Source organism: Pseudonocardia sp. EV170527-09, assembly GCF_008369905.1.
In the GTDB taxonomy this organism is placed as follows: Bacteria; Actinomycetota; Actinomycetes; order Mycobacteriales; family Pseudonocardiaceae; genus Pseudonocardia.
Genome location: NZ_VRMC01000229.1, coordinates 1 through 1599 on the forward strand (window position 1 = coordinate 1; position 1599 = coordinate 1599).

At 69.3% G+C, this 1599-nt stretch carries 1 protein-coding gene; it reads right to left on the reverse strand.

Annotation, left to right across the window (positions count from 1 at the left end; genetic code table 11):
- Window positions 1-38 precede the first annotated feature (38 nt).
- The coding region (locus FVA95_RS28645) for an IS1634 family transposase (RefSeq protein WP_205016035.1) at window positions 39-1599 on the reverse strand (1561 nt) is incomplete at its 5' end.

The following is a 1599-nucleotide window of genomic DNA, read 5'->3' on the forward strand; positions in this document are numbered from 1 at the left end:
CCCGAGTTTGATCAGAGTGGTTAGTGCGTGACGCGGGGTCAGCCGCGCAGCGCGGTGACGACCGGCTGGAGGTCGGCTGGGATCTGAGGCGGGAAGTTCTGCTCGGCGCCGTTGATCGCGATCGTGGCCGAGCGCAGCGGCCGTAGCGTGCGGACGATCTTGCGGATGGACAGGCCGGCGCGGTTCTGGGCGGTGCGGGCGACGGCGAGCGCGGTGAACACGATGGTCAGGTGGGCTTCGATGCTGTCGCGGGTGCGGTGGAACATCGGCCGGGCAGCGAGGTCGGTCTTGCTCATCCGGAACGAGGCCTCGACCTGCCAGAGGTCGTGGTAGCTGCCGATGACCCCGCTCGCGTCCATCACGGTGGCGGGGAGGTTGGTGACGTAGCCCTTGAGCCCGGCGAGTCTCCGCGCGCGAGCGAGGGCCTTCTCGTCGAGGGCCTGGGTGTCGCCGCTGGTCTTGACGAACCGCGGGGTGCGAGCGGAGGAGTCGCCCTCGACCACGGCGCGTGCCCGCGTCTCCTGCGCGTTGAGGGTGCGGTTGTCGCGGGCGAACCGTTTGGCCGAGTAGGCCCAGACCGCCCGCCAGGATCCCGGATGCGTCGTCGGGTCCCAGACGGGTTCGGCGCGCAGAGCGGTGTCGTTGGCGGTGTTCGTGCCGCGCTTGGGGGTGATGGTGTCGACGTGCTGGCCGTCGGTGAAGGCGTCGCCGTGCCAGTGGAAGTGCGACTCCAGGTCGATCGGCGCCTTCGACTGCCGCGACCCGACGATGAACCGGAACCCGGCCTCGTCCAATGTGGTCAGGTTTCCCGCGGACAGCATGCCCACATCCGCCACGATGATCATGTTCTCGATGCGGTGCCGGGAGTGGAACGCCTCGATGATCGGGACGATCGTGAGCTTCTCGGCCTTGTTGCCCTCGAAACAGCCGATCTCGAGTGGGAACCCGTTGCGGTCGACCAGCAGGCCGACGACGATCTGCGGGTCGACCCGGCGTTCCTTGGAGAACCCGACCTTGCGCAGCCCGTCCTCCTTCTCCGCCTCGAAATACAGGGTGGTCACGTCGTAGAGCACCAGGCTGACATCGCCGCAGTTCAGGGCGTGTGCGAAACACAGATCGGCGATCCGGTCCCGGTAGGAGACGCGCGCCGAACCACCCCCGGCCCCCGTCGTGCCGGCTCTGTCCACTCCGAACTCACCGGTGCCCTCGGGGCTGGTCTCGGAGTCGCCTGTCTGGGCGGCGCGGCGCAGGGTGCGCCACATCGTGGGATACGACGCCGCCGACCGGCCCATGTCGGCGAGCACCCGCCCCACATCGAGCAACGAGGTGGGCTCGACGACCCGGGCGATCACCAGGTCGCGGAAGACCTCGTCATCCAGCTCGCCGAACCGCAGGGAGTCATAGATCCCGGCGAGCAGGTCGAACAACAGCCCCGAGGCGGTGGCGACCACACTGCCCGGCTCCGTCGTCTCCACCGCACGCCGCCCGGCTGACGGCGCACCCTCCGGCGCCGTGGTCGGTCCGAACAGAGCCGGGTCCGATGGTGGTGCGGCGAGCCGGTGTCGACGCTGCACCTTCGCCAGGCCCAGGTCGAGCTCG